General features: G+C 43.4%; 20 protein-coding genes. 15 read left to right on the top strand and 5 right to left on the bottom strand.

Annotated features, from left to right (window positions below; genetic code table 11):
• Positions 1-43: 43 nt before the first annotated feature.
• A complete protein-coding gene (locus H8K33_RS04545; RefSeq protein ID WP_186889826.1) occupies positions 44-1,435 on the top strand; it encodes a YfcC family protein in 1,392 nt (463 codons plus the stop codon).
• A gap of 250 nt (positions 1,436-1,685) precedes the next feature.
• On the opposite strand, the gene lexA is transcribed toward H8K33_RS04545, so the two are convergent.
• The gene (gene lexA, locus H8K33_RS04540; protein WP_186889825.1) at positions 1,686-2,339 is read right to left on the bottom strand and encodes a transcriptional repressor LexA; all 654 of its coding nucleotides are present in this window, start codon (positions 2,337-2,339) and stop codon (positions 1,686-1,688) included.
• Positions 2,340-2,630: 291 nt separating this feature from the next.
• On the opposite strand from lexA, the gene rpsF reads away from it, so the two are divergent.
• The 7 genes from rpsF (at position 2,631) to H8K33_RS04505 (ending at position 7,545) form a co-directional block, all read left to right on the top strand.
• Complete coding sequence (rpsF, locus tag H8K33_RS04535) at positions 2,631-2,999, top strand: 30S ribosomal protein S6 (protein WP_186889824.1); 369 nt, start codon at positions 2,631-2,633, stop codon at positions 2,997-2,999.
• 44 nt (positions 3,000-3,043) lie between these two features.
• Complete coding sequence (gene priB, locus H8K33_RS04530) at positions 3,044-3,370, top strand: primosomal replication protein N (RefSeq protein WP_186889823.1); 327 nt, start codon at positions 3,044-3,046, stop codon at positions 3,368-3,370.
• Between the two features lie 9 nt (positions 3,371-3,379).
• Positions 3,380-3,664, top strand: coding sequence for a 30S ribosomal protein S18 (rpsR, locus tag H8K33_RS04525; protein ID WP_186889822.1), 285 nt, complete (start codon positions 3,380-3,382; stop codon positions 3,662-3,664).
• A gap of 37 nt (positions 3,665-3,701) precedes the next feature.
• Complete coding sequence (gene rplI / locus H8K33_RS04520; protein ID WP_186889821.1) at positions 3,702-4,154, top strand: 50S ribosomal protein L9; 453 nt, start codon at positions 3,702-3,704, stop codon at positions 4,152-4,154.
• A gap of 180 nt (positions 4,155-4,334) precedes the next feature.
• Positions 4,335-5,723, top strand: coding sequence for a replicative DNA helicase (locus H8K33_RS04515; RefSeq protein WP_315467255.1), 1,389 nt, complete (start codon positions 4,335-4,337; stop codon positions 5,721-5,723).
• Positions 5,724-5,835: 112 nt separating this feature from the next.
• Positions 5,836-6,462, top strand: coding sequence for a DUF47 domain-containing protein (locus tag H8K33_RS04510; protein WP_186889819.1), 627 nt, complete (start codon positions 5,836-5,838; stop codon positions 6,460-6,462).
• Between the two features lie 72 nt (positions 6,463-6,534).
• Positions 6,535-7,545 (top strand): inorganic phosphate transporter, encoded by a 1,011-nt coding sequence (locus tag H8K33_RS04505; protein WP_186889818.1) that lies wholly within the window; start codon positions 6,535-6,537, stop codon positions 7,543-7,545.
• Between the two features lie 67 nt (positions 7,546-7,612).
• Here the strand turns inward: H8K33_RS04505 and H8K33_RS04500 are convergent, their stop codons facing one another.
• The 4 genes from H8K33_RS04500 to H8K33_RS04485 all read right to left on the bottom strand — a co-directional run bounded on the left by H8K33_RS04500 (position 7,613) and on the right by H8K33_RS04485 (position 12,984).
• A complete protein-coding gene (locus tag H8K33_RS04500) occupies positions 7,613-8,311 on the bottom strand; it encodes a hypothetical protein (RefSeq protein ID WP_186889817.1) in 699 nt (232 codons plus the stop codon).
• Between the two features lie 47 nt (positions 8,312-8,358).
• Positions 8,359-9,117: a LytR/AlgR family response regulator transcription factor gene (locus H8K33_RS04495; protein ID WP_186889816.1), complete on the bottom strand. Its 759-nt coding sequence runs from the start codon at positions 9,115-9,117 to the stop codon at positions 8,359-8,361.
• A 36-nt stretch (positions 9,118-9,153) separates the two neighbouring features.
• On the bottom strand, positions 9,154-10,476 hold the full coding sequence (locus tag H8K33_RS04490) for a sensor histidine kinase (RefSeq protein ID WP_186889815.1): 1,323 nt from the start codon (positions 10,474-10,476) through the stop codon (positions 9,154-9,156).
• Positions 10,477-10,755: 279 nt separating this feature from the next.
• The gene (locus H8K33_RS04485; protein WP_246443335.1) at positions 10,756-12,984 is read right to left on the bottom strand and encodes a bifunctional diguanylate cyclase/phosphodiesterase; all 2,229 of its coding nucleotides are present in this window, start codon (positions 12,982-12,984) and stop codon (positions 10,756-10,758) included.
• Between the two features lie 250 nt (positions 12,985-13,234).
• Here H8K33_RS04485 and aroC point away from each other — a divergent pair, with 250 nt between their 5' ends.
• The 7 genes from aroC (at position 13,235) to H8K33_RS04450 (ending at position 22,076) form a co-directional block, all read left to right on the top strand.
• A complete protein-coding gene (gene aroC, locus H8K33_RS04480; protein WP_186889814.1) occupies positions 13,235-14,317 on the top strand; it encodes a chorismate synthase in 1,083 nt (360 codons plus the stop codon).
• 271 nt (positions 14,318-14,588) lie between these two features.
• Positions 14,589-15,992: a 3-isopropylmalate dehydratase large subunit gene (gene leuC, locus H8K33_RS04475; protein ID WP_186889813.1), complete on the top strand. Its 1,404-nt coding sequence runs from the start codon at positions 14,589-14,591 to the stop codon at positions 15,990-15,992.
• Between the two features lie 21 nt (positions 15,993-16,013).
• Entirely contained in the window at positions 16,014-16,142 is a 129-nt protein-coding gene (locus H8K33_RS04470) for an entericidin A/B family lipoprotein (protein WP_186889812.1), read from the top strand.
• Between the two features lie 2 nt (positions 16,143-16,144).
• Positions 16,145-16,792 carry a 3-isopropylmalate dehydratase small subunit gene (gene leuD / locus H8K33_RS04465; protein WP_186889811.1) on the top strand — a complete coding sequence of 216 codons (648 nt, stop codon included), beginning with the start codon at positions 16,145-16,147 and terminating at the stop codon, positions 16,790-16,792.
• Positions 16,793-16,836: 44 nt separating this feature from the next.
• Positions 16,837-17,907: a 3-isopropylmalate dehydrogenase gene (gene leuB, locus H8K33_RS04460; protein WP_186889810.1), complete on the top strand. Its 1,071-nt coding sequence runs from the start codon at positions 16,837-16,839 to the stop codon at positions 17,905-17,907.
• Between the two features lie 44 nt (positions 17,908-17,951).
• Positions 17,952-19,079 (top strand): aspartate-semialdehyde dehydrogenase, encoded by a 1,128-nt coding sequence (gene asd, locus H8K33_RS04455; RefSeq protein WP_186889809.1) that lies wholly within the window; start codon positions 17,952-17,954, stop codon positions 19,077-19,079.
• A gap of 285 nt (positions 19,080-19,364) precedes the next feature.
• Entirely contained in the window at positions 19,365-22,076 is a 2,712-nt protein-coding gene (locus H8K33_RS04450) for a motility hub landmark protein FimV (protein ID WP_186889808.1), read from the top strand.
• The last annotated feature ends 17 nt before the right edge of the window (positions 22,077-22,093 follow it).

The following is a 22,093-nucleotide window of genomic DNA, read 5'->3' as shown; positions in this document are numbered from 1 at the left end:
ATTGCTAGAAACCAAGCTTCAAAACGAAATTCGGAGACTTAGTATGTTAAAAAAAATCAGAATGCCCAATACCTTCGTGCTGCTGTTTGCACTGTTGGCGATACTCGCAATTTCCACTTGGTTTGTACCCGGCGGCAAATATGAAACCCAAGTGATCAACGGCAAAACTGTTATTGATCCAAGTTCATTTCACTATGTCGCCAGTAATCCGCAAGGATTTGTTGATTTGATGATGTCGCCAATTAAAGGCTTTGTAGAAGCCGCTTTAATTATCGGCTTTGTCTTGATTGTTGGCGGTGCTTTTGCTGTTTTGCAGAAAACGCAGGCGATCGATTCTATGATCAAATCAGTAGCGCAAGCACATACGCGCTCAGCTCTGGTGAGAGTCATGATTATTCCGGTATTTGTGACTTTGTTTTCACTGGGCGGCGCCAGTTTTGGTATGGCTGAGGAGGCGATTCCTTTCGTGATGATTTTTATTCCCTTAGCTTTGGCTTTAGGGTATGACTCCATCGTCGGTGTATCGATCCCATTTGTCGGCTCCCAAGTTGGGTTTGCCGCTGCATTTTTAAATCCATTTAATGTGGGTATTGCACAGGGTATCGCTGGAGTGCCCGTATTTTCCGGTATTGGCTTTCGTCTGATCGTGTGGGCTTTGGCGACTGCGTTGACGATTGTATTTTTGATGTGGTACGCAGCAAGAATTAAAAAAAATCCACAATTATCACCGACCTATGCGATTGATCAAGAGCGTCGTTCGCAAAAGCAAGACGATGAACTAACCACCTTTGAAGGTGTGACTGTCACTCATAAAGCTGTGTTGTTGATGTTTGTTGCGACTTTGGGTGTAATGGTTTTCGGCGTGGTGAAATATGAGTGGTTCATCAATGAAATTGCTGCTTTATTTTTGGTGATGGCCATCTTGGTTGGCATTGTCGGGCGTTTGAGCACGGATGAATTTGTCGATGCTTTTATTCAGGGTGCCAAAGATTTAATTACAACCGCCTTGGTGATCGCATTGGCGCGTGGCACCATGATTTTGGCGCGTGATGCGCATATTATCGACACTATGTTGTTTCATTTGACGCCCTTAGTGCAATCTGCGAATCCCGTGTTTGCGGCTCACAAAATGTTTGTGATTCAGTCCGTGATTAACTTTTTTATTCATTCTGGTAGCGGGCAGGCGGCCTTGACGATGCCTATCATGGCACCCTTGTCGGACCTGGTTGGTGTCTCACGTCAAACTGCGGTGTTGGCTTTTCAATTCGGAGAATTCACCACGCCTATGATTCCCACTTCAGGCATTACCGTTGGTGTTCTGGCTTTAGCGCGTATCCCTTGGGTGACTTGGGCAAAGTGGATGATTCCTTTGCAGGTAATTTACTTTATATTGGCTTTAATTATGCTGACAATTGCCTGTCAATTAAATTGGTGAGTAGAGTTCTGAAATGATTGCCGTTCTGATGCTGTGGGTTTGATTTATTAACGCAGCTCGATTCAGCGCAATAAGCGAACTCAAGAAATGATTTTTAACGATAATGGATTATGTACAAGTGCCGAATTTCAAACTATTTTGAAATTCGGCACTTGCTATTTTCTGCTGGTGAGAAAAGTTACTTTGACGAGCGGCAATTGAACGCAATTGCCGCTGACAGAAAAGAATGAATCAAAACGATCTTTAGCGATTACCAACTACGCATTAAACCAACAGCCAAACCTTCAAGAGCGAAGTCTTGTTCGCTTTCATTGACGATAATCGGTGAGAATTCTGAATTCTCTGGATGTAATTCTATTCCTGTCGCTGTTTTAACGTATCGCTTTACAGTGACATCATCTCCAATGCGTGCTACAACGATTTGTCCATTACGCGCACTATCTGTTTTCTTTACTGCTAGTAAATCACCATCCATGATTCCAATGTCACGCATGGATAAGCCGCGAACTCTGAGGAGAAAATCTGGCTTTGCGGAGAATAAAGATGGATCAACATGGTAAGTTGATTCAACGTGCTCGGTCGCCAATATTGGTGAGCCTGCAGCAACTCGACCAACCAAGGGCAAACTTAATTGCATTAAGGCGGGGTGCGGCAGAGCCATTTGCTGGCTTGGCATCGTTCCAGATAACTCCGAGTCAAGTAGTCGTATGCCGCGTGATGTCCCTGCCGCGATTTCGATTACACCTTTACGAGCAAGAGCCTGTAAGTGTTCTTCCGCAGCGTTCGTTGAGCGAAATCCTAATTCGTTGGCAATTTCCGCACGAGTAGGGGGGAAGCCTGTGTTTTGAATGGCATCTTTAATCAAATTCAGAATTTGTTCTTGGCGTGCAGTCAGTTTGAGCATATGAATTCCAATTCAGCTGTATATATAAGCAGACTGTATTTTTATACAGTAAATGATTGAATGCAAGTTATTTTGTACTTATTTAGAGTTAAATATGCGAATTGAAAGCGAGATTGTGAAATTTCGATAGAGATAAAGGCTTGATGAGTGTGTTTTGAGGTGGTTTGTAATATACAAGATGTGCTAGGCGCTTGATTGTGGATGAAAAGTGCGTTATCATCGTGGGCTGTCCTCTTCCTGCACTCGTCTTGACGCCGAGGCAGGCTTTATTTTTGTCCACAAGGAGAAATTATGCGTCATTATGAAATCGTATTTATCGTACATCCCGATCAAAGCGAGCAAGTTCCTGCAATGATCGAACGCTACAAAGCTAGCGTAACTACACGCGGCGGTCAAGTGCACCGCGTTGAAGATTGGGGCCGTCGTCAATTGGCTTACATGATTCAAAAATTAGCTAAAGCTCACTATGTTTGCATGAACATTGAGTGCGACGCTGAAACTTTGCTTGAGTTGGAAACAGCATTCAAATTTAATGATGCCGTTTTGCGTCACCTCACAGTGAAAATGAAAAAAGCAGAAACAGCGCCTTCTCCAATGATGAAGTCTGTGCAGAAAGAAGATTCTGCTAAGGCACAACGCGTTGAAGCGCCAGCAGCTTAATAGTTTTGACTAAGAGCGTGTAAGAACTGTAAAAAAACAAATTTGTGAATCAACTTAAAGTCGTCGCCACAGTTGTAGAAAAATCGGTGTTGCGTTATACCCCAGCGGGAATACCCATCGCCACTGCAACTTTGATGCACGATTCTAAGCAAGAGCAAGCAGGTAGCCAGCGCCAAGTTGAATTTGAAGTTCCTGCAATTGCTGCAGGCGAAATTTCAAAACGATTCTTGGATATTGAACTGGGTGTCGCTATGATTTTTACAGGTTTCTTAGCACGCAAGAACCGCAACAGCAAAAGTCTCGTTTTTCATGTTACTGACTTTCAGAAATCTGAAATCAACATAGAAAACGACACAAATTTACTAGATTAGGAGCCAAAAATGGCATTCGGTAAAAAATTTGATAAAAGCAAATTAAAACAAAAGCGTCAGCAACAAAATCCTTTGTTCAAGCGTAAAAAATTCTGCCGCTTCTCAGCGGGTCATGTAGCTGCAGTTGACTACAAAGACATCGATACATTGAAAGATTTCATCCAAGAAAACGGCAAAATTATGCCTGCACGTTTGACTGGTACTAAAGCTTTGTATCAACGTCAAGTTGACACAGCAGTTAAGCGCGCACGCTACTTAGCGTTGTTGCCTTACACTGATCTGCACACAGCGTAATTCATTGAATAACGCAGACCGTAATTAGGAGAAAAATATGCAAGTTATTTTGATGGATAAAGTCGTTAATCTCGGCAACTTGGGTGATGTAGTTCGTGTTAAAGATGGTTACGCTCGTAACTTCTTAATCCCACAACGTATCGCTCGTCGTGCAACAGCAGCTGCAATCGCTGAATTCGAAGCGAAACGCGCTGAGTTAGAAAAAGCAGCAGCAGCAAAATTGGCGCAAGCGCAAGCGCAAGGCGAAAAATTGAACGGTTTGACAGTTCAAATTTCCCAAAAAGCAGGTGTTGATGGTCGTTTGTTCGGTTCAGTAACAAACTTCGACATCGCTGAAGCGTTGACAAAGCAAGGTTTTGCAGTTGAGAAGGCGCAAGTGCGTCTGCCAGCTGGTCCTTTGAAATCAACAGGCGATCACTCTGTTTCAGTGGCTTTGCACACTGATGTAGTCGTTGACGTTATCGTTGCAGTATTGGGCGAGCAAGCGTAAGTTTTAGTTCTTTCGAGAGCAAAAAGAAGCCGGGTTTTCCCGGCTTTTTTTATGGGTGAAATGATGTTGCAAAAATAACTTATGTAAGCGTTATCAGCCTAAAAAATTCGTAACTTTGAATGTGCTGATTGCCACACTTCTTCTTTTTTTGGATTCGAATAAAAAGGTATAATGCGCACCATGAAACATGCACCTGATCCTCAGTTAGATTCACTCCGCGTTCCTCCACATTCCATCGAAGCAGAACAATCGGTTCTGGGTGGTTTGCTGTTGGATAACGCAGCATGGGATAGGATTGCTGACTTTATTGGGGAAGAAGATTTTTATCGCTTTGACCATCGTGTGATTTTTCAAGCGATTGTCAAACTGATTAACTCATCACGACCAGCGGACGTAATCACTGTATTTGATTATTTGAATGCGGCGGGTAAGGCAGACGATGTTGGTGGCCTGACATATTTGAATGCTTTGGCGCAAAATACGCCGTCAGCTGCCAATATCCGTCGATATGCAGAAATTGTTCGAGATCGTGGCGTACTACGAAAACTGATAACTGCTGCTGATGAGATCGCTGGACAAGCACTTAATCCGCAAGGCAAAGAAGTTAAGCAAATGCTGGACGAGGCAGAGGCGAAGATTTTTGCCATTGCGGAAGAGGGCTCTCGTGGCGCGCAAGGCTTTCAGGCGATTCAACCTCTTCTTACGCAAGTTGTTGAGCGCATTGATGAATTGTATAACCGTGATCACACCAGCGATATTACCGGTGTTCCGACCGGTTTTGTCGATTTAGATCGTATGACATCGGGCTTGCAACCTGGCGATTTGATTATTGTTGCTGGCCGCCCATCTATGGGTAAAACTGCGTTCTCTATTAACATTGGTGAGAATGTGGCGATTGATAGTGGTCTGCCAGTTGCGGTTTTCTCTATGGAGATGGGTGGGGCGCAGTTGGCGATGCGTATGCTTGGTTCTGTAGGCAAGTTAGATCAGCATCGTTTGCGTACAGGTCGATTGATTGATGAAGATTGGCCACGTTTAACCTATGCCATTCAAAAGATGAACGAAGCGCAGTTTTATATTGATGAAACGCCAGCTTTGAGTTCAATTGAATTACGTGCGCGTTCACGTCGTCTATCGCGCCAGTGCGGTAAATTAGGCTTGATTATTATCGATTACTTACAACTTATGTCAGGGAATTCTGGTGGTGAAAATCGTGCCACCGAGATTTCTGAAATCTCTCGAAGTATGAAAGGTCTGGCGAAGGAGTTGGGATGTCCGGTGATTGCTTTGTCTCAGTTAAATCGTTCACTTGAACAGCGTCCGAATAAGCGTCCTGTGATGTCCGATTTGCGTGAATCGGGCGCGATTGAGCAGGATGCGGACGTTATTTTGTTTATTTATCGCGATCAGGTTTATAACCCTGATTCGCCGGATAAAGGTACGGCTGAAATCATTATCGGTAAACAACGTAACGGACCAATTGGTAGTGTTCGTTTGAGTTTCTTAGGTGAATACACGAAGTTTGATAATTATATTGGTTCATTGTCGATTTACAGTGACAACGAATAATTGTTTTTGTAGTTCTTTTTTGCAGTAACCACTAAGTCAGATGATCTCCGCAATCCGGCACACGGCAAGCAGAGACTTATTATAAAAATTTTCTATTTTCAGGGAAATAAAAATGTTTGGACGATTAATGCCCACGGAGGGCAAATTTTTTGATCTCTTCAATCAACACGCGGAATTGTGCGTAAAAGGTTCGAAAGAGATGGTCGCATTGATGACCAATTTTGATGATTTGGAAATTCGCGTTCATGCGATCGAGAGTATCGAAAAGCAAGCGGATACAGTGACTTATACAGCGATTGAGTTGCTGCATAAAACTTTTATCACGCCAATTGATCGTGATGACATCCATAAATTAATTACCAAAATGGATGATATTTTGGATTTGTTGGAAGATGCGGCACAAACAATTTCCTTATACGATATTCGTGAAATTACACCAGAGGCGAAGCGCTTGGCCGAGTTGTGCTTAGCATGTGCGTTGAAGGTCAAAGAAGCCGTAGCGCTGTTGCACAACATGGATAATTCTCGTCAAATTCTGACAATTTGCGAAGAAATTGACCGTCTTGAATCTGATGCAGATCACGTGATGCGTGCTGCGATGTCGAAGTTGTTCCGTGACGAACCAGACGTACGTAATTTGATTAAGCTGAAAGCGATCTACGAAATATTAGAGACCGTGACAGATCGTTGTGAAGATGTGGCGAACATTATTGAAGGCATTATTGTTGAAAACGCATAAATTGCTTGCCCTTTAATTTGTTTGTCTTTTGCATTGTCTGCATGACGATGCATGAAAAGAAAGTTCACATCTATGGAAACTTTATCTCCAATTCTTACGGTCATTATTCTTTTAGTGATCTTAGCTTTACTTTTTGATTTTATGAATGGTTTTCATGACGCGGCAAATGCGATTGCCACGGTCGTGTCTACCGGTGTATTAAAACCAGGTCAAGCAGTCGCGATGGCTGCTTTGTTTAATGTTTTAGCATTCTTCGTATTTAGTTTGTCTGTTGCAAAAACGATCGGCAAAGGAACGATCGAGCCATCGGTCATTGATCACTATGTGATTTTTGGTGCATTAATCGGTGCTTTGTTTTGGAACTTGGTGACTTGGTATTTTGGTATACCATCATCGTCGTCACATGCTTTGATCGGTGGTTTGATTGGTGCCGCAGTAGCGAAAGGTGGCACTGACACACTGATTGCAGGTGGTTTGTATAAAATCATCTCATTTATTGTGTTATCTCCTTTAATAGGATTTTTACTTGGCTCGCTCATGATGTTGATTGTGTCATGGCTGTTTGTAAAATCTACGCCAAGTAAAGTCGATAAATGGTTTAGGCGATTGCAGTTGGTTTCTGCCTCTGTGTTTAGTTTGGGGCATGGCGGTAACGACGCGCAAAAAACGATGGCGATTATCTGGATGTTATTGATCGCTACTGGTTATTCAAAAGCATCAGATGCTGCGCCACCAATGTGGGTCGTCTACTCATGTTATGCCGCAATAGGCTTTGGAACACTGTTTGGTGGCTGGCGTATTGTTAAGACCATGGGACAGAAAATCACTAAATTGAAGCCTGTGGGTGGATTTTGTGCAGAAACGGGTGGTGCTGCTACTTTGATTTTTGCAACCATTTTCGGGATTCCTGTCTCCACCACGCACACAATTACCGGTGCTATTGTTGGTGTCGGTTCATCTCAGAAAATGTCTGCTGTTCGCTGGGGTGTTGCCGGTAACATTGTCTGGGCATGGGTCTTGACGATCCCAGCTTCGGCTTTCGTTGCGGCGATTGCTTGGTGGGTAGGGACGAAAGTGCTGTAGTTGAATATTTAAGTGCTTGACATAAAAAACCGGAGTATGAACTCCGGTTTTTTTATTGGTGAACATATTATCGAAAGCGAGATCCAAATTCACTTTGAATTGCACCTAGGCAGGCCCAAGACAGCTTGTCGAGATTCTCGTCAGAATCTAGTTCATTTTGTTGAATTTGTACTTTCGCAAATTCGGATTTGATCAATGGTCGCCATATCTCGTCAATTTCATTATCAAGTGCGCGCTTTGACGAATTTTTTGCTGCGTAAATTGGTTTACCTGCGAATCGTTTTTCCATTAAGTCTTTTACTATGTTTTCGATCTTAAGCAAACTTTCTCTGTATATGTTCACATGCTGCATTTCATGCTCGAGTATCGTATTGTAAATGCAGCTTCCTTCAGTGAATTCACTCCCTATATAAACTTTGATTGGTTGATAGATTAACCGAATTCGTATTTTTGCTGCAAAACATTCACCTTCTTTCGATTTATCTTGCCACGTTGGGCCTTCAATATCGATTGTAGTCTTTGATTCTAATGAGGTTAGACCCGCTACAAAGTCGCCTGAAAATGAATTTAAACTTTTTGTATTTAAGTTTTTTGTTGTGTATTGATTGCTTACTTTAAAGCCTTGATCAGTCGATTTGATGGATATTTCGGTTTTCTCACCTGTTGCATCACAACGGTTCAATGTCGTTTTCGTATTTTCCGCATGTGCAGAAGAAACTGACAAATAAAGAAAGATCGCGCTACAGATTAATATTCTGATTAACATCAACTAACACCCCCATTTTGGTTGCATTATGATCGCAATATGTTTGATTACATTTGCTTAAATAAATGAACAAAGCTACGGCTAACTTCAAGTTTTTCAGTTAAGCCTTTAATCTGCACTAGATGCCGACCACGCATATCGCGAACCACACCAGAGATTGCTTTTGAGTTGACTAGGGTGGAGCGGTGAATCTGCCAAAATAAATGAGGGTCCAGTTCATCCGCTAAATCTCGTACTGGCTTTCGTATTAGTGCTTCGTAACTGGCCGTTTGCACGCGTGTGTATTTTTCATCGGATTGAAAAAATAAAATATCTTCAACCGGTATCAAACGTAGTTCTTGCCCAATCGATGCCTGTATCCATTGCAGATAATTTGGTTTGGGGGCGATGCCGAGTTGCTTTGCTAGCTGCGCAAGCATATTACTCATATCATTTGGTTCTGTTGCGGTGTTTAATCGAGCTTTCAGGCGCTCCACGGTCTTGCTCAGACGTTCGGCATCGGCTGGTTTCAAAACGTAATCCACTGCGCCTTGATCAAATGCTTCCACCGCATATTGATCGTATGCTGTAATAAAAACGATATGGGCTTTTGTGCCGATTTCTTTTGCGGCTTCTAAGCCAGTTTTTGCTGGCATGCGGATATCTAAAAAGGCGAGGTCTGGCTTAAGTGTTTCAACTAACTGGATTGCTTCTTCACCATTTTTCGCCTCATCTAAAATTTCTAGTTCTGGCCAAACTTGCTGCAGGCGTAGACGTAATTGATCACGCATGAGTCTTTCGTCATCGGCAATAATTGCGGTAGGCATACTTTACTCTTCCTTAGTTTGTCGTCTTGTAGTCAGTTATTTTGCAACTTCGTACGGAATCTCTATGGTAACGCAGACACCGCTTGGCTTGTTAGGAGAAATAATCATTTGTGCTTTATCTTTATAAATGAGTTTGAGTCGTTCTCGAATATTTTGTAACCCCAGCCCAGTGCCATTACTTGGAACGGCGCCAAATCCTAAGCCATCATCGCTAACTGTCACACGTAATTTGTCTTGATGTAATTCTGCACGGAACTGTAAGGTTCCTCCTTCTGCTTTAACTTCTAATCCATGCTTGATTGAATTTTCTACCAAGGACTGTAGCATCATTGGTGGGAAGCTCGATTTGCGTAAATTTTCTGGCATGATGAAGTCGATGTTAAGGCGTTCTTCCATTCGCATCTTGAGCAATTCTAGATAAGATTTCACCATGTCGGCTTCGCGACCCAAATTCGTTTTTGCAGCGTTTTCCCGCATTTGGGGAAGTACGGCGCGCAAGTAAGCAATCAAGCTTCGTTGCATTTTTGCTGCACGAGGCGGATCGGTTTCGATTAAAAATTCTACCGATGCGAGCGTATTAAACAGGAAATGTGGTTCCACCTGCGCTTGCATCATTTGCATTTGTGCCTCACTTACTTGGCGCAATAATGATTCTCTTTCTGCGGTCGCATTTGCTTCTTTGGCTTTTTCTTCGGCGCGGACTTTGCCCCCGAGCAGTGCTTTCATCCCGAATAAGCCAAAAACAAGAAGTAGTACAAAATTTTGAAACCAACGCGAAGATTTGGTTTTTTCTTCATCGGTTGCTTCCGCAGCGGCATCGGCTGCGGCGCGTTCCATTTCGGCACGAATTTCACGCGCTAACTCTTTTGGTAGTTTGATGTGAACGTCATCTTTGCCAAAGGTAATGCCCGGCAACTCCGAATTTTTGCTTGTTTCAGGTAAGCTACTGACAGCGGATTCGAGTTTTGAAGCCGCTTTCTCCTGATTTTCATCAATGATTTGCCAACCAGATCCATCAATTTCGACGCGTTTACTTTGACCAGCTTTTTCTGGCGCTTTTATCCGGATACCTGTGTTGTCTATCTCAATCTTTTTGTCGTCAATGACTATGCTATTGGATGCTGCAGGATTATTTTTCTTGGTATTTTTCTGTACCTGTTTGACTTGTTTTGTTTCTTCTGTCGAGAAAAAAGTATTCTGAATAATATCGGCCGAGGCCAATAATAAAACGGCGAAAAGAAAAAACTTCCACCACGATAATTTACTAACCCAAGTTGCAGTTTTGTCGAAGGCAATATTGAGCCAAGTCAAGGTGTTGCGTATGACTAACTTGATGGTTTCTAGTGTTCTGGGATCCATATTGGCTAACGATATTTGATTGATCACGGCAAAGTGCGCGTGCTTAGTGGTAAGCGCACTTTGCTCCATAGTTTTACTGTAAAGGAATCCGCAATTTTTGTGGGGCTAATTGCGATGATCCGACAATTTGCAGGTATAGACTGAAAATTCGGATCGCTTTGATAGAAATATCTTATGACTCTTTGCTCATGCCTTCGCATTGATGAGATATCGATGAAGCCTTCAAAATGCAACATTCTGCGCGACACATAAGGGTAGACCTTTAGATGATTTTTACCCTTATTTTTTTGCCAGCCAAGAACGTAAATCTTCTTTAGTCAGCGGGCGCGCATATAAGTAGCCCTGCGCTAAATGGCAGCCAAATGACATTAAAGTGTCAGCTTGATGTTCAGTTTCAACACCTTCCGCAATTACCTTGATGTTTAAACTTTGACTAAGCTGGACGATCATTTTCGCGATACTGCCTTCTCCTGATTTATCACTGATTTCATTGACAAAAGCGCGATCAATTTTGAGTTTGTCGACATTGAGTTTTTGCAAATGGCTAAGAGAGGAAAATCCTGTACCAAAGTCGTCAATCGATACTTGCGCACCAAGCTGTTTGATCTGAAATAAAGTTTGAATCAAGAGTTCTGGATCGGTCATCGCCATCGATTCAGTGATTTCTAACTCGACACAATGTGCGGGTGCTTTGGTGTCATGTAAAGCACGTTTTAAGCTCTCAAGGAATAGTGGGTGAGAGAATTGTGCCTGCGAGACATTGACTGCCATCTTAAAGTCAGTGAAACCAAGTTGATGTAACTCTATTAATTCAAAGCAGGCACTGCGCAGCACCCATTCGCCGATGTCTACGATCAAACCAGAATATTCGGCAATTGGAATAAACTGATCCGGCGGGACAAATTGCCCATCTTCGGTTTTCCAACGTAGCAAGGCCTCAGCGCCGACCGCACGTTCAGTACGCATATCGATTTGAGGTTGGTAGACGACGAATAATCTTTCATTTTCAAACGCTGCACGTAATGCATGCATCATGCGTACTCGCTCGCGAATCTCGACACCCATATCTACAGTGAAGTAGCTAAACGATGAGCGTTGATGCGATTTTGCACGTTTTAAAGCGATATTCGTGTCTTTAAGCGCATCTGAACTGCCGCCCTCGTAGTTCCCAAGGCGCACTAAACCAATTGTTGAAGATAACTGAACTTCTTGTTTGTCAACATTGAACGGCAGTTGAAATACGTTAGAAATATGTTCTGGACAGACTAGGTTCTCGTGCCCGAGTAAGGCAAAAGTATCACCACCGACTCGTGCTAAGTGGCATGCTGCTCCAAAATGATCAAGAAGGCGCCTCGCTACCGCACACAACAGCATGTCGCCGAATTGATGCCCTAATGCGTCGTTGGTTTCGGCAAAATGATCAATATCGATCAAAGATAAAACGCTTTTTTCTTTGTTGCTTGCGCTGATAGTTTCGTTGAGTGTTTGTAGTAATTTGAGTCGATTGGCTAGGCCAGTGAGCGGATCAAAATAGGCAAATTTATGTAATCTGGATGTCAACATGACGTTGTTCAGACCCACTGTTACATTGCTGCAGAAAACATCTAGTAAGCGTTTTTCCTGTTCATTAATTGATGTTTGTAAGAAAACACAAATAGTACGTTGTCCAACGTTTTCAAAAAATAACACCGAGGCAAGCGTAGAGAAGACGTTTCTTTTCGAGTCGACACTTTCTTGAAGAAATTGTTTTACCTCCAAGTTGTCGGTTCGTTCTACTTTCTGCTCCACTTGATGAGTAAAACCGTGGCTACCCGCAATAATATCAAAGGAATTGACATCGTTTATGTTGTCATTTTCTTCTGAATTGCAGATAAATCCTTCAACTTTTCGACCAAATAAAATGTTAATTTGCTGCAAAACTCCAGCCGCGAAATTCTGCAAACCCTTTTGAGACATGAGTTCCGTACTTGCGTTGACGATCAGTTCAAGCCCGCGCTGATTTGCTGTGATTGCACAAATTTGTTCGTAAGAACGAATTGCTGAAGTAACGGTTGTGTAAAGTTTGGTTCTGGTTAGTTCAGATTTTGTCTTGTAATCATTAATATCATAATCGCGAATTGCATCGATTTCCGGTGCATAGCCAGGTTGGCCCGTACGCAATATGATACGAACGTCATGTAGTCCCAAAGTTTTGCGAACATAATTGACTAAGGTGAGTCCCGCATCTTCTTGTTCCATTACCACATCGAGCAAAATTACCGCGATATTGGATTCTCGTTCAAGAATTTGCCTCGCTTCCGTTGCGGAGTAGGCGTGTAAAAAACTTAAAGATCGATGTTGAATTTCAAGATTGCCAAGTGCGAACATGGTCGCAGAGTGAACATCTGGATCGTCGTCAATGATCATGACACGCCAACTTGGGAGTGGCGTGTTTGCGTCGGTTAAGTGTTCTCCACTTAATTCGTCCATGAAGACTAGCGCATCGTCATTAGCATGCATTTCGCTCATCTTTGTTTATGCTCCGTGGAGGTGGCAAATTGTTATTTTAATTTTGGGCTGCAATTTCATCGTTTAATCATGATGCGTGTTGCTCCAGTATAAAACAACTAGTAGGAAATAAACTGTTGGTTTGGTGCAAATGTTCAGTTTAAATAGGATTTTCTTTGTCCAGCTTTTGAATATGAGGGGCAGATCACTGAAGAATTGATTTAAGACTGCTAAAATGCGCTTAATTTCTACACTTTTATAGCGAAAAGATATGTCAGGAAATACCTTTGGTACCTTATTTACGGTGACCACTTTTGGAGAGTCCCACGGTCCAGCGATTGGTTGTGTTGTTGATGGATGTCCTCCAGGTTTGGAATTATCAGTGGCTGATATTCAGCCTGAATTGGATAGGCGGCGACCCGGTACATCGCGTCACGTGACACAACGTCAAGAACCAGACACCGTTGAGATTTTGTCTGGTGTATATGAAGGAAAAACGACGGGAACACCAATTGCTTTATTGATTCGTAATGAGGATCAGCGCAGTAAAGATTACGGCAATATTGTGGAAACATTTCGTCCTGGTCATGCAGATTTTACCTATTGGAATAAGTACGGTATTCGTGATCCTAGGGGGGGAGGACGGTCTTCTGCACGATTGACAGCACCTGTGGTCGGTGCCGCTGCGATTGCTAAAAAATGGTTGTTTCAGAAATTTGGCACGACATTTCACGGCGGGATGACACAATTAGGTGATATCACAATCCCGTTTGAATCTTGGTCATTTAGTTCCCAAAATCCTTTTTTTGCCCCGACGGGTAGTTCTGAAGTGATTGCTTCATTAGAAGAATTTATGGATCAGTTGCGTCGTGATGGTGATTCGATAGGCGCGCGGATTGATGTTGTCGCGAATAATGTTCCGGTTGGCTTGGGTGAGCCTATCTACGACAAATTAGATGCAGAAATTGCCTACGCAATGATGGGAATTAATGCGGTTAAAGGGGTGGAGATCGGTGCTGGATTTGCTTCAGTTTCTCAAAAGGGATCTGAGCATGGTGATGAAATTGGTGCTGCAGGATTTGCGACAAATAATTCAGGTGGCATTTTGGGCGGGATTTCGACCGGACAGGAAATTCGTGTATCCATGGCGATTAAGCCAACTTCTTCCATTCGTGTTCCAAAGCAATCAATCGACAAGCAGGGCAATCCCGTTACCGTTGAAACTTTTGGTCGGCATGATCCCTGCGTGGGAATACGAGCAACACCTATCGCAGAAGCAATGCTCGCTTTGGTCTTGATGGATCATGCGTTGCGGCACCGTGCTCAATGTGGCGATGTGGTCGTTGGTGGCTAGGTCAACACGCCCTAGTATTAGCATCAAGATAGTGAACTAAATTTACATAATTGCTCGTTGTTTGATACTTTTGTTTCAAAATAAAAATTGGTGATTTGTCTGGATTTTGGGAATTCTTGGATTTAAATTCTGAAATTAGATAAATCATCAAATTTTATTTTGATAAAAGTCCTGTTAAAAAGATCTTTTCATCGGTTTTGCATTGCACAATTGTGGCATAATCAAAAGCTGTTTTTTAGCTTTATGAATTCTTTAATTTCAGACACCGATTATGGCCAAGACGCTTTACGATAAACTTTGGGAATCTCACGTTGTTCATACTGAGGATGATGGAACATCGATACTCTATATTGATCGTCATCTACTACATGAAGTTACCAGCCCTCAAGCCTTTGATGGGCTAAAGCTAGCGGGTCGTCAACCGTGGCGCATATCCGCCAATCTGGTTGTTGCAGATCACAATGTGCCAACCACAAATCGTCAAGGTGGCATAGCCGATCCCATCTCTCGTTTGCAAGTCGAAACGCTCGATGCCAACGCCAAACAATATGGTTTAACTTATTTCGCGATGAACGATCTGCGTCAGGGGATTGTGCATGTGATCGGTCCTGAGCAAGGGGCGACCTTGCCGGGAATGACGGTTGTTTGTGGTGACTCACATACCTCCACGCATGGCGCTTTCGCTTGTTTGGCGCATGGTATTGGCACTTCGGAAGTCGAACATGTGCTTGCTACGCAAACCTTGCTAGCAAAAAAATCGAAATCGATGTTGATTCGGGTTGATGGTGATACGCCGTCAGGTATCACGGCAAAAGATATTGTATTGGCGATTATTGGCAAGATCGGCACTGCTGGCGGTACGGGTTATGCGATCGAATTTGCGGGTGCTGCCATTGAACGCCTGTCTATGGAAGGCCGTATGACCGTCTGTAATATGGCGATTGAAGCAGGTGCCCGGGCAGGTATGATTGCCGTCGATCAAACGACGATTGACTATGTAAAGGGAAGGCCGTTTAGTCCTGCTGCTAACGATTGGGATAATGCGGTCGCCTATTGGAATACTTTGCATTCAGATGATGGCGCACAGTTTGATACAGTTGTGACTTTGAATGTCGCGGATATCCAACCACAAGTTACTTGGGGTACTTCGCCAGAGATGGTGGTTTCTATCGACGGACAAACGCCTGATCCCCAAAATGAAACTGATGCAGTCAAGCGTGATGCTATTGAAAAGGCACTCGTTTACATGAATTTACGACCGAATATGGCGATCAGTTCAATTCAAATTGATAAAGTGTTTATCGGTTCTTGCACCAACTCCCGCATTGAGGATTTGCGAGCGGCAGCGAAAGTGGTTGCAGGTAAAACTCGCGCTGCTAATGTTAAATTGGCGATGGTAGTGCCGGGTTCTGGTCTAGTGAAAAAACAGGCTGAACAAGAAGGCTTGGATAAGATTTTTACTGCGGCTGGTTTTGAATGGCGCGAACCTGGTTGTTCTATGTGTTTAGCGATGAACGCTGACCGCCTAGAGCCAGGTGAACGTTGTGCTTCAACTTCGAATCGTAATTTCGAAGGTCGTCAAGGGCAGGGTGGGCGTACGCATTTGGTATCGCCAGAAATGGCCGCTGCTGCAGGTATTGCAGGTCACTTTGTTGATGTTCGTAATTTTGCTTAATTAATTGAAGGGAATCGAAAAATGAAAAAAATTACACTTCTTTTTACTTTGATGGCGATGATCAGTCTGCTTGGATGTAATACAGTACAAGGCTTTGGTAAAGACGTAAAAAAAGCGGGTGAAGTAGTCGAGAATGCAGGAAAAAAATAGTCATGGAAAAATTTACTTTGTTAGATGGATTGGTTGCGCCTTTGGATCGTGCTAACGTCGACACGGATGCCATCATTCCTAAACAATTCTTGAAGTCGATTCAGCGTACAGGTTTTGGTCCGAATCTATTTGATGAATGGCGTTATCTTGATCATGGCGAACCTGGTATGGATAACAGCCTGCGTCCTTTGAATCCCGATTTCGTATTGAATCAGGCGCGTTATCAGGGCGCTTCCATCTTGTTGACACGCAAAAATTTTGGTTGTGGTTCCTCGCGCGAACATGCACCTTGGGCGCTAGATCAGTTTGGTTTTCGTGTCGTGATCGCGCCAAGTTTTGCCGATATTTTCTTCAATAATTGCTTTAAGAATGGCTTGTTGCCTATCGTGCTAAGTGAAGATAATGTTGATTATTTGTTTAACCAAGTGCGTGATCATGAAGGCTTGCATTTGCAAGTTGATTTAAATTCGCAAACGCTTAGTTTAAAAACGACAGGTGAAACTTTTTCGTTCGAAGTCGATGCATTCCGTAAATATTGTTTGCTCAATGGCTTGGATGATATAGGTTTGACCTTGGTGCATGCAGAAAAAATTCGCGCATTTGAACAGAAGCATATTGCGGCTCGCCCCTGGTTGGCAGCGGTTATCTGATCGAACTAAATTTTTAATCCAACTATTCTCATTTACATATCAGCATGAAAATTGCCATTTTGCCGGGTGACGGCATTGGTCCTGAAATCGTTGATCAGGCCGTTAAAGTTTTAAAAGTTTTGGGTGAATCCTTTGAAATGGAATTTGCGCCTGTAGGTGGTGCGGGCTATGAAGCTGCAGGACATCCTCTGCCAGAAGCAACACTGAAACTAGCACAAGATGCGGATGCCGTATTGTTCGGCGCTGTCGGTGATTGGAAATACGATACGCTTGATCGACCACTTCGACCTGAGCAGGCAATTTTGGGCTTACGTAAAAACCTGAATTTATTTGCAAATTTGCGTCCTGCGATTTTGTATCCTGAGTTAGCTGGCGCGTCGACTTTGAAACCTGAAGTAGTTTCTGGTTTGGATATTTTGATTATCCGTGAATTAACTGGCGATATTTATTTTGGTCAACCACGTGGTGTGCGCGAATGTCCGGATGGGCCATTCAAAGGTCAGCGCGAAGGATTTGATACTATGCGCTATGCGGAAGGCGAGATTCGTCGCATCGCACATGTCGCATTTCAAGCGGCACGTAAACGTGACAAGCGTCTGACCAGTGTAGATAAAGCGAACGTGTTAGAGACTTTCCAGTTTTGGAAAGACATCATGATTGATGTGCATAAAGAATATCCTGACGTGGCTTTGGATCATATGTACGTGGACAATGCAGCGATGCAATTGGTGCGCGCACCAAAGAAATTTGATGTGATGGTGACGGGAAATATGTTTGGTGATATTTTATCGGATGCTGCCGCGATGTTGACTGGCTCTATCGGTATGTTGCCTTCGGCTTCGCTCGATGCCAACAACAAAGGTTTGTATGAGCCTTCACATGGATCGGCACCGGATATCGCTGGAAAAGGTATCGCGAATCCTCTGGCAACGATCTTGTCGGCCGCCATGATGCTGCGTTATTCCTTAGGAAAAGCGGAACATGCGGATCGTATTGAAGCAGCCGTAAAAGCAGTGTTAACACAAGGTTTGCGCACGCCAGATATTTTTGAAGATGGCTGCACCAAAGTTGGCACGTCTGAAATGGGTGATGCTGTGGTGAAGGCTTTAGTTTAGTTTTTTATGTAAACAGGGAGACCTGTAATTTTTAGGGAAAGATGATGAAACTAGTTGGTTTGGTCGGTTGGCGTGGAATGGTTGGTTCAGTCCTCATGCAGCGTATGCAGGAAGAGGGAGATTTTACTCATATAGAACCAGTGTTTTTTTCAACTTCTAACACCGGTGGCGCAGCGCCAACGATGGCAAAGAATGAAAAGACGTTGAAAGACGCAAATGATATTGATGCATTGAAGAAGTGCGACATTATTATTACCTGCCAAGGCGGCGACTATACCTCTGAAATTTTCCCTAAATTGCGTGCCGCAGGTTGGAATGGTTTTTGGATTGATGCAGCATCCACACTGCGTATGGAAAACGATGCAGTGATCGTGCTCGACCCGGTCAATTTAGATGTGATTAAGAGCGCATTAAGCCGTGGCGTGAAAAATTATGTCGGCGGTAATTGCACAGTTTCTTGTATGTTGATGGGCTTGGGAGGTTTGTTCCAGCATGGCTTGGTGGAGTGGATGTCTTCCATGACCTACCAAGCAGCATCTGGCGGCGGTGCGCAGCACATGCGTGAATTGCTAACCCAGTTTGGTTCGATTAATGCGGAAGTAAAAGCTTTGCTAGACGATCCGGCTGCAGCAATCTTGGAAATTGACCGTAAGGTTTTGGCGAAACAGCATAACTTCAGTGCCGACGAGACCAAACAATTTGGTGTGCCTTTGGCTGGCAATTTGATTCCTTGGATTGACAAGGATTTACACAATGGCGTTTCCAAAGAAGAATGGAAAGCTGGCGTGGAGACTAATAAGATACTTGGTCTGGGCGAGGCATTTGGTTCTAAAGCAATTCCAGTTGATGGCTTATGTGTGCGTATTGGCGCGATGCGTTGTCACTCACAGGCTTTGACAATCAAGCTGACCAAAGATGTGCCGCTAGATGAAATCACCGATATGCTTGCGCAAAATAATCCGTGGGCGAAAGTCGTTCCAAACACACGTGAAGATTCCATGCGTGATTTGACACCTGCTGCGGTTACTGGTGGTTTGACGATTCCGGTTGGGCGTTTGCGTAAGATGCAAATGGGCGGTGATTACTTGTCCGCTTTTACTGTGGGCGATCAATTGCTTTGGGGTGCAGCGGAGCCTCTTCGCCGCATGCTCCGGATTTTGATTGAGAAGTAATTTGAAGAATTTATAGTTTGAAGAATGAAAAAAGGAATGAATTTCATTCCTTTTTTTTATTTGTTTATTTCATTATCGATAAAAATTGTCTAGTGGTAACAACGAAATGTCTATGAAATTGGTATTTCAGCTCTTAATGTATTTACCATATCTAGAATTCACGTTAAGCTTGCGCGACAAGTTGGGTAATGTTATCTTGAGTTAATATACCTTTCGTTTGTGCAATTTTGCTTGTTTAAGTGGCAAATATTGTGTTGACTAAATTTCCCAGGAAATGTTCTAAAAATGCATAATTACAAACGCTTACCGATAAGTTTTTTGGGAAGTAAGGCGCTTAAAGCAGCGGCCTTAACTTCATTGCTTGTCTTCTCAAATGCATATGCCACTGGGTTAGGAAAGTTAACAGTGCTATCGTCTCTTGGTCAACCACTAAGAGCAGAAATTGAGTTGACCTCACCCAATAAAGAAGAAATCAATTCTTTGGTGCCGAAGATTGCATCAATTGAAGCATTCAGACAGGCAAATATCGAGTTTAATCCTGCATTGTTGTCATTAAGATTTGCAGTTGAGCAACGAGGTAATTCTTACATCATTCGTGTGACATCTACTCAGGCGATGAATGAACCTTGGGTTGATTTTTTGTTGGAAATGAATGCCAGTAACGGTAAGTTGGTTCGCGAGTACACCTTTTTGCTAGATCCTGCAGATTTAGCATCTGGACAGTCCGCTCAAGTGGTTAATCCTGCTGCGTCTGCTGTGAGATCGCCAGCGACAAGCCAAGTAGCTAACGCCGAACCTAAAGCAAAAGTTGCAAACGTTAACGAAGCGTCGGATAACATTAAGCGTACTCCAATAAAGAGTGTTCAGCCAAGTTCTTCAGTTAATTCTGACAGCCACCAATATCGTGTAAAGCAGGGCGATACTTTGATGCGAATTGCCTCATCAAATTTAAATGGTGTTTCGTTGGATCAAATGTTGGTGAGCATCTATCGTGCGAATCCACAAGCTTTTGTCGGCGATAATATGAATCGTCTCAAGGCAGGGCAAATTTTGACGATTCCAGACGCAGAAACCGTGCGCAGCAATTCAAATGCTGATGCTCGTTTGGTGGTGCAGACGCATTCGGCAAACTTTAATGCTTATAGAAATAAGCTGGCGGGACAAGTACTCGTCGCTCCTGCAGAATCTGTCGCCCAGAAAAAACAAGCTGCAAGTGGTGCAATCACTGCAAAAGTGAAGGAAGTGCCAACTGCTGCAAACGAGTCCTTGGATAAGTTGAAGTTGTCGAAAGTTGCAGATGCTAATGTAAAAAATGCTCCTGTAAAAGGAATGACTGAAGAGGATAGAATAGCAAAAGATAAGGCACTTGCTGAGGCTAATGCTAGAGTTAAAGAGTTGGAAAAGAATGTTGGAGAGCTAAATAAGTTACTGGCTGTACCATCAAAGTCGGCTGCACCTCAAGTTGCTAGTGCTGTAAGTTCTTCAAAGGCGGCTGAGGCCGCATCTGCATCTAAGCCAGCGATGAGTGCATCAGCTGCTTCTGTTGCCTCTGTCGCTTCAGTACCTGCCTCTGCTGCGGTGACAAAAACGGATGCAAGTCCCGCATCTAATGTTCAGGTGGCTAGTGCTGCTAGTGCGGCGAGTGTAGTTAAACCTAAACGTACACCTCCACCACCGCCTGCGCCAGTTGAAGAGGAATCTTCTTGGTTTGATTCAAAATACTTAATCGCTGCGGGTCTTCTTGCGGCACTCGGTGGGGCAATCGGCGTATATTCTTCTCGTAAGAAGAAAGTATCTCATCAGTTTGAAGATAGCATATTGACTGGTTCGAGTTTAAAAGCAAATTCCATGTTTGGCTCTACTGGTGGTCAAAGTGTTGATACCAATAACAGTGTATTTAATTCAAATTTTGCTCCGTCAGCAAGTCAGTTGGATGCGAATGAGGTGGATCCTGTGGCGGAAGCAGATGTCTATATTGCTTACGGTCGAGATTCTCAGGCGGAAGAGATATTGAAGGAAGCATTGAAAACTCAGCCTGATCGTCATGCAGTGCGCCTAAAGCTTCTTGAGATTTATTTTGGACGTAAGGATTTACGTTCGTTTGAATTGTTTGCTGGCGAGTTGTATGGAATGACAAGGGGCGAGGGGGAAGATTGGAGTCAAGCTGCGTCTATGGGAATTTCGCTTGATCCAAATAATCCACTATATGCTGGCGCTAGTGCGCAAGTTGAGGCCTACGCAGGTAGCAGTTTGGGGCAACCCACGCAGCCACTGGAAGATTTGGATCCGGAAGCTTTGCTAGAAAATTCATTGTCTGAAGATATGCTCGATTCGATCAGTATTATTGATACTGCTTCTGCACTGTCTGAAGAGCCATTCGGAAACGCTGGTAGAGACGAATTAGGGAAGATTGACAATGCAGACCTGCCCCTAGATCTTGACAGTGGTCTTGATTTTGATTTGGATATCTCTGAAAAGCAAGAGCAAGAAGAACAGGAAGAGTTTCTTGTAACACTTCCAGAAATTGAGGTGGTAGATCCTACCCCCGTGATTCAGGAAGAGATGCCGGTGATTGATTTTGGTTCTATCGACTTTGATCTTGGAAATGAGGAAGAAAAGTTAGAAGAGTCTAATGCTGTTAATGAAGACGAAAGTCAGATTCCTTCTGAAAATGAAGATCTAAGTATTGATTCTTTGGATTTTGAGGTCTCGAACGATGATATGTTGGTCGAAGAAACTCCTTTAATTGCAGAGGAAGAGATAAAGTTGGATTTTGGGTCTGAGCATATTAGTCTACATGATGAATCGTCTCAGGTAGATATTGAGTTAGATGAATCTCCATACAACGCAGAGATGGCAACCAAGCTTGATCTAGCGGTCGCCTATCAAGAAATTGGCGATAAAGAAGGTGCGCGTGAACTGCTCGATGAGGTCATTAAGGGCGGATCAAGTGAGCAGGTAGATAAAGCGCGTAAAATGTTGGATCAACTAAGCTAAGGTCTCTTTGTTTCCAC

This window comes from Affinundibacterium amnicola (assembly GCF_014284275.1).
GTDB lineage: Bacteria > Pseudomonadota > Gammaproteobacteria > Burkholderiales > Burkholderiaceae_D > Undibacterium > Undibacterium amnicola.
Note: the sequence above shows the minus strand (reverse complement) of the source record. Positions and strands in the feature narration are given on the sequence as shown.